Origin of the sequence: Pseudomonas sp. RA_15y_Pfl2_54, assembly GCF_963971015.1 — a bacterium.
GTDB classification, from domain to species: Bacteria; Pseudomonadota; Gammaproteobacteria; order Pseudomonadales; family Pseudomonadaceae; genus Aquipseudomonas; species Aquipseudomonas baetica_A.
This window is the reverse complement of the sequence record NZ_CAXAPN010000030.1, coordinates 78,229-96,496: the sequence shown is the minus strand read 5'-3', so window position 1 is coordinate 96,496 and position 18,268 is coordinate 78,229. Positions and strand designations below refer to the sequence as shown.

Annotated in this window: 14 protein-coding genes; 3 read left to right on the top strand and 11 right to left on the bottom strand. The window is 60.7% G+C overall.

Going from position 1 to position 18,268, the window contains the following annotated elements:
* Positions 1–179: 179 nt before the first annotated feature.
* The 8 genes from fdhA to AACY50_RS20910 all read right to left on the bottom strand — a co-directional run bounded on the left by fdhA (position 180) and on the right by AACY50_RS20910 (position 9,987).
* Positions 180–1,379, bottom strand: a complete 1,200-nt coding sequence (gene fdhA, locus AACY50_RS20945; RefSeq protein WP_093429915.1) for a formaldehyde dehydrogenase, glutathione-independent — start codon at positions 1,377–1,379, stop codon at positions 180–182.
* 202 nt (positions 1,380–1,581) lie between these two features.
* Complete coding sequence (gene purU, locus AACY50_RS20940; protein WP_339430256.1) at positions 1,582–2,439, bottom strand: formyltetrahydrofolate deformylase; 858 nt, start codon at positions 2,437–2,439, stop codon at positions 1,582–1,584.
* A gap of 11 nt (positions 2,440–2,450) precedes the next feature.
* Complete coding sequence (locus AACY50_RS20935) at positions 2,451–3,083, bottom strand: sarcosine oxidase subunit gamma (RefSeq protein ID WP_339430257.1); 633 nt, start codon at positions 3,081–3,083, stop codon at positions 2,451–2,453.
* Positions 3,084–3,206: 123 nt separating this feature from the next.
* Positions 3,207–6,224: a sarcosine oxidase subunit alpha gene (locus AACY50_RS20930; protein WP_339430258.1), complete on the bottom strand. Its 3,018-nt coding sequence runs from the start codon at positions 6,222–6,224 to the stop codon at positions 3,207–3,209.
* The gene (locus AACY50_RS20925) at positions 6,221–6,550 is read right to left on the bottom strand and encodes a sarcosine oxidase subunit delta (protein WP_339430259.1); all 330 of its coding nucleotides are present in this window, start codon (positions 6,548–6,550) and stop codon (positions 6,221–6,223) included. The genes AACY50_RS20930 and AACY50_RS20925 overlap by 4 nt, the downstream gene beginning before the upstream one ends.
* Positions 6,551–6,564: 14 nt before the next feature.
* A complete protein-coding gene (locus AACY50_RS20920) occupies positions 6,565–7,815 on the bottom strand; it encodes a sarcosine oxidase subunit beta (protein ID WP_221731155.1) in 1,251 nt (416 codons plus the stop codon).
* A 20-nt stretch (positions 7,816–7,835) separates the two neighbouring features.
* Positions 7,836–9,089, bottom strand: a complete 1,254-nt coding sequence (locus AACY50_RS20915; RefSeq protein ID WP_339430260.1) for a serine hydroxymethyltransferase — start codon at positions 9,087–9,089, stop codon at positions 7,836–7,838.
* A 187-nt stretch (positions 9,090–9,276) separates the two neighbouring features.
* Positions 9,277–9,987 carry a TraX family protein gene (locus tag AACY50_RS20910; RefSeq protein ID WP_339430261.1) on the bottom strand — a complete coding sequence of 237 codons (711 nt, stop codon included), beginning with the start codon at positions 9,985–9,987 and terminating at the stop codon, positions 9,277–9,279.
* Between the two features lie 128 nt (positions 9,988–10,115).
* Between AACY50_RS20910 and AACY50_RS20905 the strand changes: the two genes are divergently transcribed.
* Positions 10,116–11,156 carry a threonine aldolase family protein gene (locus AACY50_RS20905; protein WP_339430262.1) on the top strand — a complete coding sequence of 347 codons (1,041 nt, stop codon included), beginning with the start codon at positions 10,116–10,118 and terminating at the stop codon, positions 11,154–11,156.
* A 123-nt stretch (positions 11,157–11,279) separates the two neighbouring features.
* Complete coding sequence (locus tag AACY50_RS20900) at positions 11,280–12,104, top strand: SDR family oxidoreductase (protein WP_339430263.1); 825 nt, start codon at positions 11,280–11,282, stop codon at positions 12,102–12,104.
* Positions 12,105–12,224: 120 nt separating this feature from the next.
* Here AACY50_RS20900 and gbcB read toward each other — a convergent pair whose 3' ends face one another.
* Complete coding sequence (gene gbcB / locus AACY50_RS20890) at positions 12,225–13,325, bottom strand: glycine-betaine demethylase subunit GbcB (protein WP_221731160.1); 1,101 nt, start codon at positions 13,323–13,325, stop codon at positions 12,225–12,227.
* A 283-nt stretch (positions 13,326–13,608) separates the two neighbouring features.
* Between gbcB and gbcA the strand changes: the two genes are divergently transcribed.
* The gene (gene gbcA / locus AACY50_RS20885; protein ID WP_339539075.1) at positions 13,609–14,904 is read left to right on the top strand and encodes a glycine-betaine demethylase subunit GbcA; all 1,296 of its coding nucleotides are present in this window, start codon (positions 13,609–13,611) and stop codon (positions 14,902–14,904) included.
* A gap of 103 nt (positions 14,905–15,007) precedes the next feature.
* Here gbcA and AACY50_RS20880 read toward each other — a convergent pair whose 3' ends face one another.
* Both AACY50_RS20880 and AACY50_RS20875 read right to left on the bottom strand, forming a co-directional pair.
* Complete coding sequence (locus AACY50_RS20880; protein WP_339539074.1) at positions 15,008–16,252, bottom strand: metallophosphoesterase family protein; 1,245 nt, start codon at positions 16,250–16,252, stop codon at positions 15,008–15,010.
* 25 nt (positions 16,253–16,277) lie between these two features.
* Positions 16,278–18,146, bottom strand: a complete 1,869-nt coding sequence (locus AACY50_RS20875; protein ID WP_339430266.1) for a c-type cytochrome — start codon at positions 18,144–18,146, stop codon at positions 16,278–16,280.
* Between the last annotated feature and the right edge of the window lie 122 nt (positions 18,147–18,268).

Below are 18,268 nucleotides of genomic sequence, written 5' to 3'. Positions count from 1 at the left end.
TCTACTTGGTCGACAACTGACAATTTAAAAGTCAGCGTGTAATCGCGCTGACTACGTTTTGCGCCCGTATCCATTGCACCCTCCTGATAAGAAGCCAGAAGGTGTAAACCTTATTCAGGACGAGACATCACCAATAAAAAAGGCAACCCGACGGGTTGCCCTTTTTTATTGGTAATAACTTACGCCGCACTAAACAACTTGTGCGGATCAATCACAAACTTCTTCGGCACGCCGGCATCGAACTCGCCGTACCCTTCCGGCGCCTGATCAAGGCTGATGACCTGCACGCCGACCACTTCGGCAATGTTGATGCGGTCCCACATGATCGCCTGCATCAGTTGGCGGTTGTACTTCATCACCGGGGTCTGGCCGGTGTGGAAGCTGTGGGATTTGGCCCAGCCCAGACCGAAGCGGATGCTCAGGCTGCCCATTTTCGCGGCAGCGTCCACGGCGCCCGGATCTTCGGTGACGTACAGACCGGGAATGCCGATCTTGCCCGCTACGCGCACCACGCCCATCAGCGAGTTGAGCACGGTGGCCGGCGCCTCGGCTTTGACGCCGTCGTGGCCGTGGCCGCGTGCCTCGAAGCCGACGCAGTCCACCGCGCAATCGACTTCCGGTTCGCCCAGCAGTGCGGCGATCTGTTCGTGCAGCGGCGTGTCTTTGGACAGGTCGACGATTTCAAAACCCTGCGCCTTGGCGTGGGCCAGGCGGATGGTGTTGACGTCACCGACGATCACCACAGCAGCGCCCAGCAAACGTGCCGAAGCCGCAGCGGCCAGACCGACCGGGCCGGCGCCGGCAATGTAAACGGTGCTGCCCGGGCCAACGCCGGCAGTAACCGCGCCGTGATAACCGGTCGGCAGAATGTCGGAGAGGCAGGTCAGGTCACGGATTTTCTCCATGGCCTTGTCGCGATCCGGCAGTTTCAGCAGGTTGAAGTCGGCGTACGGCACCAGCACATATTCGGCCTGGCCACCGGTCCAGTCGCCCATGTCGACATAGCCATAGGCGCCGCCGGCACGGGCCGGGTTGACGGTCAGGCAGACGCCGGTGTGTTGCTCTTTGCAGGAACGGCAGCGCCCGCAAGCCACGTTGAACGGAACGGAAACCAGATCACCGATTTTCAGGTTTTCGACGTCGGAGCCTTTTTCGATCACTTCGCCGGTGATCTCATGACCCAGCACCAGACCGGTCTGCGCCGTGGTACGGCCGCGCACCATGTGCTGGTCGGAGCCGCAGATGTTGGTGGAAACCACCTTGAGAATGACCCCGTGCTCGATCTTGCGACCGCGCGGGTCCTGCATTTTCGGATAGTCGATTTTCTGTACTTCGACCTTGCCAGCGCCGAGATACACCACACCACGATTGCCAGACATGCTTTCACCTCGCTGTTGTTTTTATGGAACCGCGTTGCCCAGGCAGGCAGCGCGTTAAGTGCTCGGGTTATTGCTTGTGGGTGCTGCGTTGTCAGTAATGGCTCCTTCGCGAGCAAGCCGGCTCCCACTGGGTTCGGTGGTGAATTCAAATTTTGCGAACGACACCAATCCCTGTGGGAGCGGGCTTGCTCGCGAAAGCGATCTAGAGAACGACTGTTCTATTGGCGTTCAAAAACACCCTTCTTTCGATGTGATAGCCAACGGCCCGGGCCAAGGTCAGACCTTCGATATCCCGTCCCTTGGCAATCAGATCTTCCGGGTAATGGCTGTGATCCACCGCCTCGACGCCCTGGGCGATGATCGGCCCTTCATCCAGATCGTTGTTGATGTAATGCGCCGTCGCCCCCACCAGTTTCACGCCTTTGTTATAGGCCTGGTGATACGGCTTGGCGCCTTTGAAGCCCGGCAGCAGCGAGTGATGGATGTTGATTGCCTTGCCATCAAGCTTGCGGCACAGCTCCGGCGACAACACCTGCATGTAGCGGGCGAGGATCACCAGCTCAGCGCCGGACTCTTCGATCACCTGCCATACCTGACGCTCCTGCGACGGCTTGTCGTTGGGGTCGAGGGGGAAATGGTAGTAGGGAATCTGGTGCCAGTCGGCCAACGGCTTGAGGTCCGGGTGATTGGACACCACCGCCGCCACGTCCATCGACAATTGGCCGATGCGCTGGCGGTAGAGCAAGTCGTTGAGGCAGTGATCGGCCTTGGAGACCATGATCACCACTTTTGGCCGGTAGTTCGGCGCGGTCAGCTCGAAGACCATGCCGAAGGCCTGACCACGCTCGCCGAGGCTGGCGCGAAAGGTTTGTTCGTCGAAACCGTCAGGCTGGCGAAACTCCACGCGAATGAAGAAGCGGCCCGAGAGCCGGTCATCGAAGGAGTGGTGCTCGGTGACGTAGCAACCCTGCTCGAACAGAAAACGCGTCACCGCGTCCACAGTGCCGAGAACGCTGGGGCAGTCGGCGGTCAGAATCCATGTGTCTGGGGCGCGGCTCATGGTTGTGTCTCCTAGGCCTGGACGCTGAGGCCGTACTCGGCCGATGCATCCTGCAACCACAACCACCAGTAATCCGAGAAGCTGCGACGGATCAGCAGCTCCCAGGTGTCTTCAGCGGTATGGCGAATCATCAACTGCGATTTGGCGAACACCGTGCCGACCGCTTTACCGACCGGGAAGTTATTCGGGTGCACGTCGTAGCTGGTGGATTTCATCAGCACCTGACGCACATTCGGCCCGCTCAGTTCGAGCACTTGCTGGCCGCCGCTGACGTTGACGATGGCGATGTGCAGATCGCCCAAGGCTTCGCGCAGCTTTTGCTCGGCGGCGAACTCTTCACCGCTGGGCACGATCAGCAGCCATTCATCCGGGCCCATCCATTGCAGGCTGGTTTCGCCTTTGACGATGACGCTCAGAGCGCCGGGCAGTTCGATGCCCAATGCTTTGTGCACACCGGCGGCGAAAGCGGCATCGTGGCCATCGCCACGAAGAGTCAGGTGGCCGAGGAGTTTTTTCTCACGCACGATCACGCCGGCGCTCTTGCGGCCCTTGCCGACCAGGCTGGCGAGGTCGGCATGGTGCAGCGACGACTCGGCACGGGCACCGGTGGTCGGGCGTTGTTGGTACACGTTGGCTGTGGTCATAAAGCACCTTTGCTGAATTCTGTGGTGAATCTACTGGCGCCTTCGCGAGCAAGCCCGCTCCCACATCTGGAATGCATTCCCCTGTGGGAGCGGGCTTGCTCGCGAAGGCCGCGACTCGGTCTATCAGATATTTTGACGGTCGCCCTTCGGATCGAAGAACACCGAAGACACAATCTCCGCCTCGATCACGCTGCCATCGGCCAGCGGCGCAAACACCCGCTCACCCATACGCTTGAGACCGCCCTTGACCACGCCCATGGCAAACGAATAACCGAGGGAGTTGTGCGCGTAACTGGAGGTCACGTGACCGACCATGGTCATCGGGATCGCTTGCTTGGTGTTGAACACCAACTGCGCACCTTCGGGCAGCCACACATTCGGGTCGATCGGTTTCAGGCCCACCAACTGTTTGCGCTGATCACGCACGCAGTCTTCACGGTTCATGCCGCGCTGACCGATCCACGAGAACGGTTTGGTGCGACCGACGCACCAGCCCATGTTCAGGTCATCCGGGGTCATCGAGCCGTCAGTGTCCTGACCGACGATGATGAAACCTTTCTCGGCGCGCAGAACGTGCATGGTTTCAGTGCCGTACGGGGTCAGGTTGTACGGCTTGCCGGCCTCGACGATTTTCTCCAGCACGCCCATCGCATAATCGGCCTGCACGTTGACTTCGTACGACAGCTCACCTGTGAACGAGATGCGGAACACCCGCGCCGGCACACCGCCAACCAGACCTTCCTTCCAGGTCATGAACGGGAACGCTTCGTTGCCCAGATCGATGTCGGTCACGGCGCTGAGCAGCTTGCGGCTGTTCGGCCCGGACAGGGTCATGGTCGCCCAGTGGTCGGTGACGGACGTGAAGTAGACCTTCATGTCTGGCCATTCGGTCTGGTGGTACAGCTCCAGCCATTGCAGCACGCGCGCCGCACCGCCGGTGGTGGTGGTCATGACGAAATGGTTGTCGGCCAGGCAAGCCGTCACCCCGTCGTCGAAGACCATGCCGTCTTCTTTGCACATCAGGCCATAACGGGCCTTGCCCACGTCGAGCTTGGTCCAGGCGTTGGTGTACACGCGGTTGAGAAACTCGCGGGCATCCGGGCCTTGAATGTCGATCTTGCCCAGGGTCGAGGCATCGAGCAGGCCGACGCTGTCGCGCACGGCTTTGCATTCGCGCTTTACGGCCGCGTGCAGGTCTTCACCGTTTTTCGGGAAGTACCACGGACGTTTCCACTGGCCCACATCTTCAAACTCGGCGCCATTTTTCAGGTGCCATTGATGCAGTGCGGTGTAGCGCACCGGTTCAAAGATGTGCCCACAGTGACGGCCGGCCACGGCGCCGAAAGTGACCGGCGTGTAGTTCGGGCGGAACATCGTGGTGCCCATCTGCGGGATGGTCACGTTCAGCGAACGGGCGGCAATGGCCAGACCGTTGACGTTGCCGAGCTTGCCCTGATCGGTGCCGAAGCCCAGCGCGGTGTAGCGCTTGACGTGCTCGACCGACTCGAAACCTTCGCGGGTCGCCAGTTCGATGGCGGCGGCGGTGACGTCGTTTTGCAGGTCGACGAATTGCTTCGGCGCACGGGCCGTGCCCTTCTCATGCGGCACCTGGAACAGCGCCAGCGTCGGCTCTTCGAGACGGCTCAGGGCTTTGGGCAGCGTGCCTTCGACCGCCGCGAAACCGGCTTCACTGGCAGCGCGCACGCCACCTTCAAAACCGTCGGCCAGCGAATCGCCGAGACCGTAAACGCCGTTGATGCCACCCACGCACACGCGTTTCTGCGGTGCTTCGCCCGGTATGAAACCGAGGATGTCTTCGCGCCAGGTCGGCTTGCCGCCCAGGTGCGAGGCCAAGTGAACCACCGGGCTGTAACCCCCGGAAGTCGCGACCACATCGCAGTCGAGCCATTCGCCCGGGCTGGTCACGGCGTGCGCCTTGACATCAATCGCGGCGACGCGGGCAGCGGTCACGCGCTTGCTGCCACGCGCCTCGATCACGGCGCTGCCGGTGAGGATACGGATGCCTTTGGCGCGGGCTTCTTCCACCAGCGCACCGCGCGGATTGCTGCGGGCGTCGGCGATGGCTACCACTTGCAGACTGGCGTCGAGCCAGTCCAGCGCCACGCGATAGGCGTGATCGTTGTTGGTCGACAGCACCAGTTTCTTGCCCGGCGCCACGCCGTAACGGCGCACGTAAGTCGACACAGCACCGGCGAGCATGTTGCCCGGCACGTCGTTGTTGCCGTAAACCAGCGGACGCTCGCAAGCGCCGGTCGCCAGCACCACACGCTTGGCACGAACGCGATGGATGCGCTGACGCACTTGACCGATTGGCGCGCGGTCGCCGAGGTGATCGGTCAGGCGTTCGTGAATGGTCAGGAAGTTGTGGTCGTGGTAGCCGTTGACCGTGGCGCGCGGCAACAGCAGCACGTCCGGGGTGTCTTTCAATTCGGCGATGACGCTGGCAACCCAGTCCATCGCCGGTTTGCCGTCCAGGCTTTCGCGCGAATCGAGCAGGCTGCCGCCGAACTCTTCCTGCTCGTCAGCCAGAATCACCCGGGCACCGCTGCGCGCAGCCGCCAGTGCAGCGGCCAGACCCGCAGGGCCAGCGCCGACGATCAGCACGTCGCAGTGCTGGTTCATGTAGTCGTAGGTGTCCGGATCGACTTCGGTCGGCGAACGGCCCAAACCTGCAGCCTTACGGATGTACTTCTCGTACGTCATCCAGAACGATTGCGGGTACATGAAGGTTTTGTAGTAGAAACCCGGTGGCATCAGCTTGCCGCCGACCTTGCCGAGAATGCCCATCATGTCGTTGTTGACGTTGGGCCAACCGTTGGTGCTGGTCGCGACCAGGCCTTGGTACAACGCCTGTTGCGTGGCGCGCACGTTGGGGATCTGCGTGGCTTCGGTCGCACCGATCTGCAGCACGGCGTTCGGCTCTTCGGCACCGGCAGCGAAAATGCCCCGTGGACGCGAATACTTGAAGCTGCGACCGATGATGTCGACACCGTTGGCGATCAGCGCGGCGGCCAGCGAGTCACCCTCGAAGCCTTTGTAGGTCTGACCGTTGAAGGTGAAGCTCAGCACTTTGTTGCGGTCGATCCGTCCACCGTTGGACAGGCGATTGGTCTGGCTCATACCTTCTCTCCCAGCGCCGTCGTGGCTGTTTTTGCAGGGTCAGCCTTGTCGGTGAATTGCGGCTTTTCGCCGATCTTGTAGGTTTCGAGAATCTCGTAGGTCACGGTGTCGCGAGTGGCGTTGAAGTACTGGCGGCAACCGGCGACGTGATCCCACAGCTCGTGGTGCAGACCGCGCGGGTTGTCGCGGAAGAACATGTAGTCGCCCCACTCCTCGTCGGTGCAGGCGGCAGGGTCCAGCGGGCGCGGGATGTGCGCCTGACCGGATGCATGAAATTCCTCTTCGGAGCGCAGTTCGCCGCAGTGAGGACAGAAGATATGCAACATGGGGATTTCTCCTGTTAGTGGGCGACGGCAGCAGCGCCGTGTTCGTCGATGAGGGCGCCGTTGTGGAAACGGTCGATGGAAAACGGTGCGGCCAACGGGTGCATTTCACCCTTGGCCAGGCTGGCGGCAAACACGTTGCCCGAGCCAGGTGTGGCCTTGAAGCCACCGGTGCCCCAACCGCAGTTGAAGAACATGTTCGGTACCGGGGTTTTCGAAATGATCGGGCAGGCGTCCGGCGTGGTGTCGACGATGCCGCCCCACTGACGGTTCATGCGCACCCGCGACAGCACCGGGAACATCTCGACGATGGCCTGGATGGTGTGCTCGATCACCGGGTACGAACCGCGCTGGCCGTAGCCGTTGTAGCCGTCGATACCGGCGCCGATCACCAGATCGCCCTTGTCGGACTGGCTGATGTAACCGTGCACGGCGTTGGACATGATCACGCTGTCGATAATCGGTTTGATCGGCTCGGACACCAGCGCTTGCAGCGGGTGGGATTCGATCGGCAGACGGAAACCGGCCAGTTTCGCCATGTGTCCGGAATTACCGGCCGTCACCACGCCGACACGCTTGGCGCCGATGAAGCCTTTGTTGGTTTCGACGCCGATGCACACGCCGTTTTCCTTGCGAAAACCGATCACTTCGGTCTGCTGGATCAAGTCCACACCGAGGGCGTCGGCGGCACGGGCAAAGCCCCAGGCCACGGCATCGTGACGGGCGACGCCGCCGCGACGCTGGACGGTCGCACCCAGCACCGGGTAGCGCGTGTTTTTCGTGCAGTCGAGGTACGGAATCTCGTCAGCCACTTGCTTGGCGTTGAGCAGTTCGCCATCGACGCCGTTGAGGCGGTTGGCGCTGACCCGACGCTCGGAATCGCGGATGTCCTGCAGGGTGTGGCACAGGTTGTAGACGCCACGCTGGGAGAACATCACGTTGTAGTTCAGGTCTTGCGACAGACCTTCCCACAATTTCATCGCGTGTTCATACAGGTGCGCCGACTCGTCCCACAGGTAGTTGGAGCGCACGATGGTGGTGTTGCGCGCGGTGTTACCGCCGCCCAGCCAGCCTTTCTCGACCACGGCCACGTTGGTGATGCCGTGTTCTTTGGCCAGATAGTAGGCCGTCGCCAGACCATGCCCGCCGCCGCCGACGATGACCACGTCGTAAACCTTTTTCGGCGTGGGCGTGCGCCACATGCGCTGCCAGTTTTCGTGGTGGCTGAGGGAGTGTTTGAAGAGGCCGAAGCCCGAATAGCGTTGCATAGTCATTTACTCCAGAACGCTCAGCGATAAACCGGGAAGTCTGCGCACAGGGCCGCAACCTGCTGGGCGACATTGGCCTCGACATCGGCATCGCCGAGGTTGTCGAGGATGTCGCAGATCCAGCCGGCCAGCGTTTCGCACTGAGTCACCTTGAAGCCGCGCGTGGTCACTGCCGGGGTGCCGATGCGCAGGCCCGAGGTGACGAACGGCGACTGCGGGTCGTTCGGCACGGCGTTCTTGTTGACGGTGATGTGGGCACGGCCGAGGGCGGCGTCAGCATCTTTGCCGGTCAGGCCCTGACGGATCAGGCTGACCAGGAACAGATGATTGTCGGTACCACCGGACACTACATCGTAGCCACGTTTGATAAATACGCTCGCCATCGCCTGAGCGTTGTCGATCACTTGCTGCTGATAAGCCTTGAAGCCTGGCTCCAGCGCTTCCTTGAAGCACACGGCTTTACCGGCGATGACGTGCATCAGCGGGCCGCCCTGGGCACCCGGGAAGACAGCAGCGTTGAGCTTCTTCTCGATCTCTTCGTTGGACTTGGCCAGGATCAACCCGCCACGCGGACCGCGCAGGGTCTTGTGGGTGGTGGTGGTGACCACGTCAGCGTAAGGCAGCGGATTCGGGTACAGGCCGGCAGCGACCAGACCCGCAACGTGGGCCATGTCGACGAACAACAGCGCCCCGACCTTGTCGGCGATCTGACGGAAACGCGGGAAATCCAGGGTCTTGGAGTAAGCCGAGAAACCGGCCACGATCATCTTCGGCTGGCACTCAACGGCCAGACGCTCGACTTCGTCGTAATCGATCAAACCGGTCTTGGTGTCGATGCCGTACTGCACAGCGTTGTACAGCTTGCCCGAGGACGACACTTTGGCGCCGTGGGTCAGGTGACCGCCGTGGGCCAGGCTCATGCCCAGAATGGTGTCACCTGGTTTGATCAACGCCAGATACACGGCGCTGTTGGCCGAGGAGCCGGAGTGCGGCTGGACGTTGGCGTAATCGGCACCGAACAATTGCTTGGCGCGTTCGATGGCCAGCGCTTCGACTTTATCCACATGCTCACAACCACCGTAGTAGCGCTTGCCCGGATAACCTTCGGCGTACTTGTTGGTCAGGCCGCTGCCCTGCGCTTGCATGACGCGTTTGCTGGTGTAGTTCTCGGACGCGATCAGCTCGATGTGATCTTCCTGACGTTGCTCCTCGGCATTCATCGCCGCCAGCAGTGCATCGTCGTAACCCTGGATCTGGTCTTGCTTGCTGAACATCGCGTCTCTCCCAGCGGCGGCGGTGCGCCATTCGTCTCGGTCAGGCACCGGCGTGCCCTTTGATGCGATGGTATGACCGGCGCAGACAGCTCAAATGCCTACGGACGCCACGCAAAGGTGCGTTTACGACATGGCGGGAAATGTCGTTGAAAACACTATCCTCAAACCTGCACAGCCCCCACAGGGGTTATGTGTAGGCCGCACGAATGGCGAGCAACAGAAGAAAATGCGCAGGATAGAGGGCGTAAGCCCAGCGGCGCATGGGTGGCGGATGAAGCGACCGGGTCTGTCGCAACAGGAACAGGCCAAGCAGTGGCGCAATCAGACAAGTGATAAGGCCGAAGATCGCTACTTCATTGCCCAATTGCGCCGACTCGAAAAGCACCCGCCACTGATTCGCCGCCAGACACACCAGCCCCGGCAACAGGCTGAAATACCACTCACGGCGGATCACCAGCAGTGTCGCCAATGGCAGCAACACCCCAAAAATGCCAAACATCAGTCGCTCGCAAAACACCGCGGCCAGCAGCACAGCCGCGACACCGACCAGTCGCCAAACCCGTGTTCCATCCTGCCAGCCCCGCGCCACCAGCAGCCCTAATGCCAACGTAGGCATAACGTTCAACGTGTCGGGGTCAGGCATGTACAAGCGATACGGAATTTCACTGACGGCACTGAACAACACCAACCACCCCAGATAACGCCACTCGATCTTGCGCATGCCATCACGGGAAAGATTCGCCGCCATCGCCAGACAGAACCACGCAAACGCCAGCCGCCCCGGCACGTAAAGCCAATCGACGCTGATCCCGACATATCGCAGATGATCGAGCAGCATGCTTGCAAGCGCTAACCACTTGAGCAGATCCAGCGCGCCGTCACGTTGACTCAGGTGCATAATCGGCCCGTGTCCTTGTAAAGTTCTGACAGCGACATCCCGTGTGCTCCCCGGATGATCTTCGGTAAAGTGCGCAACCCTCATTGACCAACGAAGCGTCAAAAGCGCTTCGATCACGGAAGCCGGCCATGACCGACAAGAGCCAACAATTCGCCAGCGACAACTATTCCGGTATCTGCCCTGAAGCCTGGGCTGCCATGGAACAGGCCAACCACGGCCACCAACGCGCTTACGGCGACGATGAATGGACAGCGCGAGCCGCCGACCATTTCCGCAATCTGTTCGAAACCGACTGCGAAGTGTTCTTCGCCTTCAACGGTACCGCCGCCAACTCGCTGGCGCTGTCGTCGCTGTGCCAGAGTTACCACAGCGTGATCTGCTCGGAAACCGCCCACGTCGAAACCGACGAATGCGGCGCCCCGGAATTCTTCTCCAACGGCTCGAAACTGCTGATCGCCCGTACCGAAAACGGCAAGATCACGCCGGAATCGATCCGCGAAGTTGCGCTAAAGCGCCAGGACATTCACTACCCCAAACCGCGCGTGGTCACACTGACCCAAGCCACCGAAGTCGGCAGCGTCTACACCCCGCAAGAAGTCCGCGCCATCAGCGCGACTTGCAAAGAACTGGGCCTGCACCTGCACATGGACGGCGCACGCTTCTCCAACGCCTGCGCCTTCCTCGGCTGCTCGCCGGCGGATCTGACCTGGAAGGCCGGTGTGGATGTGCTGTGCTTCGGCGGCACGAAAAACGGCATGGCCGTGGGTGAGGCGATTCTGTTCTTCAACCACAAACTCGCTGAAGACTTCGACTACCGCTGCAAACAGGCCGGACAACTGGCCTCGAAAATGCGCTTTTTGTCGGCGCCGTGGGTCGGCATCCTCGAAAACGACGCCTGGCTCAAATACGCCCGCCACGCCAACCACTGCGCGCAGTTGCTGGCCGAACTGGTCAGCGATATTCCCGGCGTGGAGTTGATGTTCCCGGTGCAGGCCAACGGCGTGTTCCTGCAACTGTCGGAACCGGCAATTGCGGCGTTGACCGCAAAAAACTGGCGTTTCTACACCTTCATCGGCAAGGGCGGGGCACGCTTCATGTGCTCGTGGGACACCGAAGAAGAGCGCGTGCGTGAGCTGGCCCGCGACATCCGCGAAGTCATGTCCCACTAACGCCTCTCCCCGCACTGCTCGTTCCCACGCAAAGCATGGAACGAGCAACGCTCTCGCGCTTGCTGCTTGGTCTACATTGTCTGTCGAGCCTCCGCTCACACAACAATAAGCAGGAGCATCGGCATGTCGCTACAAGGCAAAACCCTGTTCATCACCGGCGCCAGCCGTGGCATTGGCCGTGAGATTGCGCTGCGGGCAGCCAGGGACGGGGCCAACATCGTCATCGCCGCCAAGAGCGCCGAACCCCACGCCAAGTTGCCCGGCACCATTCATAGCGTCGCCGCGCAAGTCGAGGCTGCTGGCGGCAAGGCATTGGCACTGCAAGTCGATGTCCGCGACGAAACCGCAGTGCGACAGGCGCTGGCTCAGGCGAATGAGCATTTCGGTGGGATCGATGCACTGGTGAACAACGCCGGGGCGATCAAGTTGACCGGCGTGCGACACATCGAGCTCAAGCGGTTCGACCTGATGCACCAGATCAACACCCGCGCGGTGCTGTTGTGCAGCCAGGCCGCCCTGCCCTATCTGAAAAAATCCGCCGGACACATTCTCAATCTGTCACCGCCGCTGAATCTGGCGAGCAAGTGGTTCGCCCAATACAGCCCCTACACCGTGACCAAATACGGCATGAGCATGCTGACGCTGGGCATGAGTGAGGAATTCGCCAATGACGGCATCAGCGTCAATTCGCTGTGGCCGCAGACCATGATCGCCACGGCGGCCATCGAATTTCAGCTGGGCAGTCGCGAGTCGTTCAAGCATGCGCGCACGCCGGCGATCATGGCGGATGCAGCGCATGTGATTTTGAGTAGCCGCGGACGCCAGATCAGCGGGCGGTTGTTGATTGATGAAGAGATTTTGCGCGAGCACGGCGCGACTGAATTCGACCACTACCGTTTCGAGCCGGACAGCGACGCCGCTTTGATGCCCGACCTGTTCGTGGATTGAAACACCCTCCGCTGTGGGAGCGGGCTTGCTCGCGAAGGCGTCAAATCAGTCAACATCAGTGTTGAATGACATACCGCATTCGCGAGCAAGCCCGCTTCCACATTTGTACTGCGGTGAAATCTAGAATTCGATCCGCACGTCGCCTTTGGGCACGCTGCAGCACGACAAGATAAACCCTTCGGCCTCGTCTTCCTCGGTAATCCCGCCGTTGTGGTCCATCTCGACTTCGCCGCCCAGCTTCATGACCTTGCACGTCCCGCAAATCCCCATGCCGCAGGCTTTCGGAATCATCAGCCCAAGCTTGGCCGCCGCTGCGTGCACGGTTTCGCCCGGCGCCACGCGAATGCTCTTGCCCGACGCGGTGAATTCCACCTGATGCAGGTCTGCCACATCGATTTCCGGTGCATCCGCAGCTTGTTCGGCCTGCTCCACTGCGTCGGCGCGGGCCTCGGGTGGCGTGGCGCCGAAGGATTCCTCGTGATAACGCGCCATGTCGTAACCGGCCGCTTCCAGCAAGCGCTTGACCGCGCTCATGTACGGCGTCGGGCCGCAGCAGAACACCTCACGCTCAAGGAAGTCCGGGACCATCAGTTCGAGCATCTTGTGGTTCAGATAACCGCGATACCCGGCCCACGGTTCGCCCAGACCATGCTTCTCGCAGATCAGGTGCAAACTGAAGTTGTCGATCCGCGACGCCATGTGCTCCAGCTCGCGGTGGTAAATGATGTCTTTGGGCGAACGGGCGCTGTGGATAAACGTCATGTCGACGTTGGCGTTGGTGTCATAGAACCAGCGCGCCATCGACATCACCGGGGTGATACCGACGCCGCCGCTGAGGTAAAGCACTTTGGGGCCCGGAAAGTCGATGGCGTTGAACAGACCGACCGGCCCGTGCACCGCCAGTTCCTGGCCTTCATGCAGGTTGTCGTGCAGCCAGTTCGAGACTTTGCCGCCCGGCACCCGTTTGATGGTCACCGAGAAGCTGTAAGGCACCGACGGCGAACTGGAAATGGTGTACGAGCGCATGATCGGCTGGCCTTCGATTTCCAGCTCCAGGGTCACGAACTGCCCGGGCTTGAAGAAGAACAGGATCGGCTGATCGGCCATGAAGCAGAAGGTGCGCACGTCCCAGGTTTCCTGGATGACTTTGACGCAACGGACGATGTGTCGGCCATTGGCCCAGGTCTGGGTGGTGACCGGATTCAGGAAGCTGTTGGACATGCTGTTCTCCACGGCCGACTGTCGGCCTTCATGTGGCGATTCTGCGTATAGCGCAGAGGTCCCGTTTACCTATCCGCGACATTGACATACTTATGGCAACCAGCCCCCTATCACTGGGGGATACACGTCGGGAACAGATTGCGCCATGTCGCCCATGGATAAGGTTGCGCCCTGCGCCGGGCCCACACTCAGCGCCACATCAACACAGATTTTCTGCGCCTTGCGATGTAACCGTATCAGCCACTATTCGCCGGCCACCCTGATGGCCATGAGGAACATATCGATGGACGTCACCACTACCCTGAGCTTGGGCGATCCACTGGAACCCGCACGCAAGGCCACCGCACAGATGTTGCAGGAGCGCGAGCGCACCTTTTCGCTGCCACAACCGTTCTACAGCGACGAACGGCTGTTCGATATCGACATGCAGGAAATCTTCCAGAAAGAGTGGTTGATCGCTGGCATGACCTGCGAAATCCCGGCCAAGGGCAACTACCTGACCCTGCAGGTCGGCAAGAACCCGATCATCGTCATTCGTGGCGCCGAAGGCGTGGTGCATGCCTTCCACAACGTCTGCCGCCACCGTGGCTCGCGCCTGTGCACCAGCGAAAAGGGCAAGGTGGCCAAACTGGTCTGCCACTACCACCAGTGGACCTATGAGCTGGACGGTCGCCTGCTGTTCGCCGGCACCGAAATGGGCGCCGACTTCGACATGAAGCAGTACGGCCTCAAACCGGTGAACGTGAAGACGGCCGGCGGTTACATCTTTATCAGCCTGGCGGAAAACCCGCCGGCCATCGATGACTTCCTGTCGACGCTGAACCATTACATGGAACCGTACGACATGGAGAACACCAAGGTGGCGATCACCACCACCTTGATGGAGAAAGCCAACTGGAAACTGGTGCTGGAAAACAACCGCGAGTGCTACCACTGCAACGCGTCGCACCCCGAATTGCTGAAAACCCTGCTCGAATGGGACGACGTCACCGACCCGCGCGCCGATCAGGCGTTCAAGGATCACGTCGCAGCCTCCGCCGCTGCCTGGGAAGCCGAGAAGATCCCTTACGCCCACACCAGTTTCGGTCTGCGTAACCGCATCGTGCGCATGCCGCTGCTCAAGGGCACCGTGTCGATGACCCTCGACGGCAAACAGGGCTGCGCCAAACTGATGGGCCGGATCAAGAACCCGGATCTGGGTTCGATGCGCATCCTGCACCTGCCACACTCGTGGAACCACTGCATGGGCGATCACATCATCGTCTTTACCGTGTGGCCGATCAGCGCCCAGGAAACCATGGTCACCACCAAGTGGCTGGTGCACAAGGACGCGGTCGAAGGCGTCGATTACGACGTCGAGCGCATGCGTCAGGTGTGGGACGCGACCAACGATCAGGACCGCCGTCTGGCCGAAGAGAACCAGCGCGGGATCAACTCCACCGCGTATCAGCCTGGGCCGTACTCCAAGACGTATGAGTTTGGTGTGGTCAACTTCGTCGATTGGTACAGCGAGCGCATGCTGAGCAACCTCGGCGCCGAGCCTGCGCCGTACCTCAAGGGCGTGCCGGTTCAGGGCTAAGATCAGAGGCAAAAGCTTCGCGAGCAAACCCGCTTCCACAATTGGAATGCATTCCACCTGTGGGAGCGGGCTTGCTCGCGAAGAGGCCGGCCCAGTCACCTCATCACGTCGATGACCACCTCACACTGCCATCCTCACCAATAAACTCCTCAAAAATATCCTCCCCCACCAGCCTGATTTTCGCGTACCCATTCAACACCCGCAGCGGATACGCCGGATCGTTCGCATCCTGAGTCTCCGACCACAACACCCGAGAATGCCCGTCCAGTTCACTGGCGTTGCCATAAGGAATCGCTCCGTGCCCGGCACATCGCGCCTTCAAACCGCCCTGCTGCGCGTAGACGATGCCGTTGTGCAAATGCCCCCAATACCAATAATCCGGTTCACGCCCCAGCGCATCGCACACCGGTTGATACAGCGCGGTCTTGTTGTGCCCGGTAATATCGAAACCCTGATGATGGCTGAGCACCATGATTTTTTTGCGTTTCGGCAAGCCTTTCATCCACTGGATTTGCGGCTCGTTCAAGGTGCCGTCCATATAAAGATTCAATGCCTCAGACGCGTACGCCGAGTCGAGCCCGACCACCAGCCAGTCATCGTTGATCAAGGCAAAATAACTGGTGCCCTGCTGCCCCGCAAAACGCTTGGCGAGTTCCTTGAAGTAGCCGTGGGCGCCGCTGTACATCTCGTGGTTGGAATTGAGGGTGAATGAGCCATGAGTGCCCATCGGCCATCCGGCCATGTCGACGTCTTCCTGCGAGTGGCTGCCGGCGTAATACACATCGCCCAGATGGATGGTGAAATCGGCCTGGGCCAGTTGCATCTGGTTGGCCACCGACACTGCCGGCGCGTGGCTGTCAAAGGGGCCGGTGCCCCAGTCGCCGGCAATCGCCAGGGTCACGTCGCGCTCCATCTGCACTAACGCCGGATCGGTGCCGAATGTCGCGTGATGACGCAGGTTTTCGATCCACTTGAGCAGCGCCTCGCTCCACAGCAGATCGAGCAGTTCCCACTTGCGACAACCGAGCAGGCTGCCATCCTTGAGCACTCGGGTTTGCAGTTGGTCGCTCGACTGCGGCAACGGCGCGGCGTTGCCGATGCGCAAGATCGACAAGCCGTGAGACAGCTCCCAGGGCACGCCCGGTTCGTCGTCCGGCAACTCGCCGTTTTTCAGCACGTACTGCGCCTGATCGTGCCCCCGCTGGAGCAGCTTGATGATGGCCTCGAACTCATGCGGCTCAAGCTCGCTGACGAGCTTCATCCAGGCCATTTCCATGCGGGTGACCAAGCCGTGAATGCGTACTTTGACCTTGTCGTACTCGTGTTCCCAATGACTGACCAGTGACATGGCGTAATCCTCTCTCCGTAAGGGCTTACAGGGTTTTCATGAATTCGATCAACGCACGCTTGTCGTCGTCCGACAGCGTCGTGCCATACAGGTGACCGCTGTTGTGGTTGCCCTCCAGCCGCGTGTCGTACTTGAAGTCCGCCGAGGCCTTGGCCTGCGCGCCGCTGGTGACAAAACCGACGTTGACCGGGTCGTAAATGTCGGAACCGGTGATGAACACCTGCGGACGTTTTTCCGGCGGTTGCAGCAAGTCCCACAGGGTCGGCACCGAGCCGTTGTGCAGGTACGGCGCGCGCAGCCAGATACCGTCGGTGGGCGTGTTGCTGTAACTCTGGGTTTTGCGATAGGCGCCGAAGTCGAACGGCGGTTTCTTGAAGGTGTGGAACGCCGCCACCAGACCGGTGGTGAACGAGTCCAGCCGATGCGGATCAGTGCCGAGCTGATCGATGTTGGTGGTGACCTGACCCGTGTCGGCACGGCCGAAGTCATGGCAACCGGCACAGTTCGCCTCCCAGACCGGTTTGCCCTGCGCGACCTTGGCCTGATCCAGCGCCCACGGCCACGCCGGGGCCTTGTGCCCGAGCAGCCAGTTGGTCACGCGGTTGAAACTGGGTGGCAGTACCGATTCCGGCGTCGCACCCACGGCCATCGCGGCAGCGTAGTTGCGTTCGTGGATCTTGTTGTTATTGCCGTCCCAATGCAGGTACATCGATTCGCGTGGTTTCTGGTTCCACACTTGCGGCAGGTCGACAGTGCCGATGGTCGAGTCATCCGGGAAGCCGAACACCACCATTTTCGTCGGGTTGAACGTATCGGTGCGCCCCGGCCCTTGCTGCGGGCGCAGCTTCTGCCAGGCGTAGGCCTGCTTCTGCTTGAGCAAGGCGCTTTTCGCCATCGGCATGATCAGGTAACGGTTGTAGAGCTTCTCGAAAAAGCCCAGCTGGAATTTGCTGTTGATCGCCGCCATCACCGCGTCGGTAGTGAATGTCGGATCGCTGGCGCAATCGTAGGCAAACCACTGGAACGCTTGCAGTTGCAAGGTATTGGCCGGCGCACTGGGCACATTGACGGCGACGTCGCTGGCATTGGCGCGGTAAGAGCCGGTGTGGCACAGCGCGCAATTGGGCTCGACGGTCGGGTAGCCGATTTGCCTTTTTGCCATGCCGATGGGCAGGTCCTTACCGTTCTCGAAGAGGAAACCGAAGACTTCCCAGCCACCGGGCTTGGGCATTTTCTCAGGGCACATCTGCGGCAGCACGGCGAACAGGTAATAGGGGATTCGTGCTTCGATGCCGAGGCCGATGGCGGCGTATTTGTAGTGGTCCTCGTCGGAGGCGTATTCCTGCTCCGGCACCACACGCAGCATCTGGTACCAGGTTTCGTAACCGATGAAACCCAGTAAAACCACGACCACCAAGGTGCCGACCTTGAAGCTGTGGCTTTGCCAATGTCGCGACCACGCGGCGCGCCATTGGCGCCAGCCCTCGCAGAGCAGTGCCAGCGGTCGATTCTCAGGCGTGGTGCCCAGATACAGCAAAATGCCGAGGATCAGGAAAAAACTCAGATCGCCCATCAGCATCGGCACAAACACCGAGCCCTGAGTGCTGGTGTTGATCAGGTAAATCCAGAACACCACGGCGATCAGCCGTGTCAGCACGCACAGCCAGGAATGCACCACGTAACGCGACGCGTTGAACCCCGACGGCATGTAAAACACGCTGATGCCCACCAACAGCATCCCGGCGTTTTCCAGCCACGGATCGGAGAGTTGCGGCGGCAAGCCGACCACCGATGTCAGCAATCCCGGCGCGAACAGCGCGGGGATCGCGAACACCATGTTCATCGCAATGCCTAGCCAGATGAAGCGTTGAAACCAGCGGATGTAGGTGTCCATGTCATCCATTTCCTTGTACAGACCCAAGAGATGTAGTGCCTGACCTACCCCTTTCGCGAGCGAGCCCGCTCCCACAATGGATGGGGGATACCCACTGGTCTTGTGCCTGACACAAAACCCTG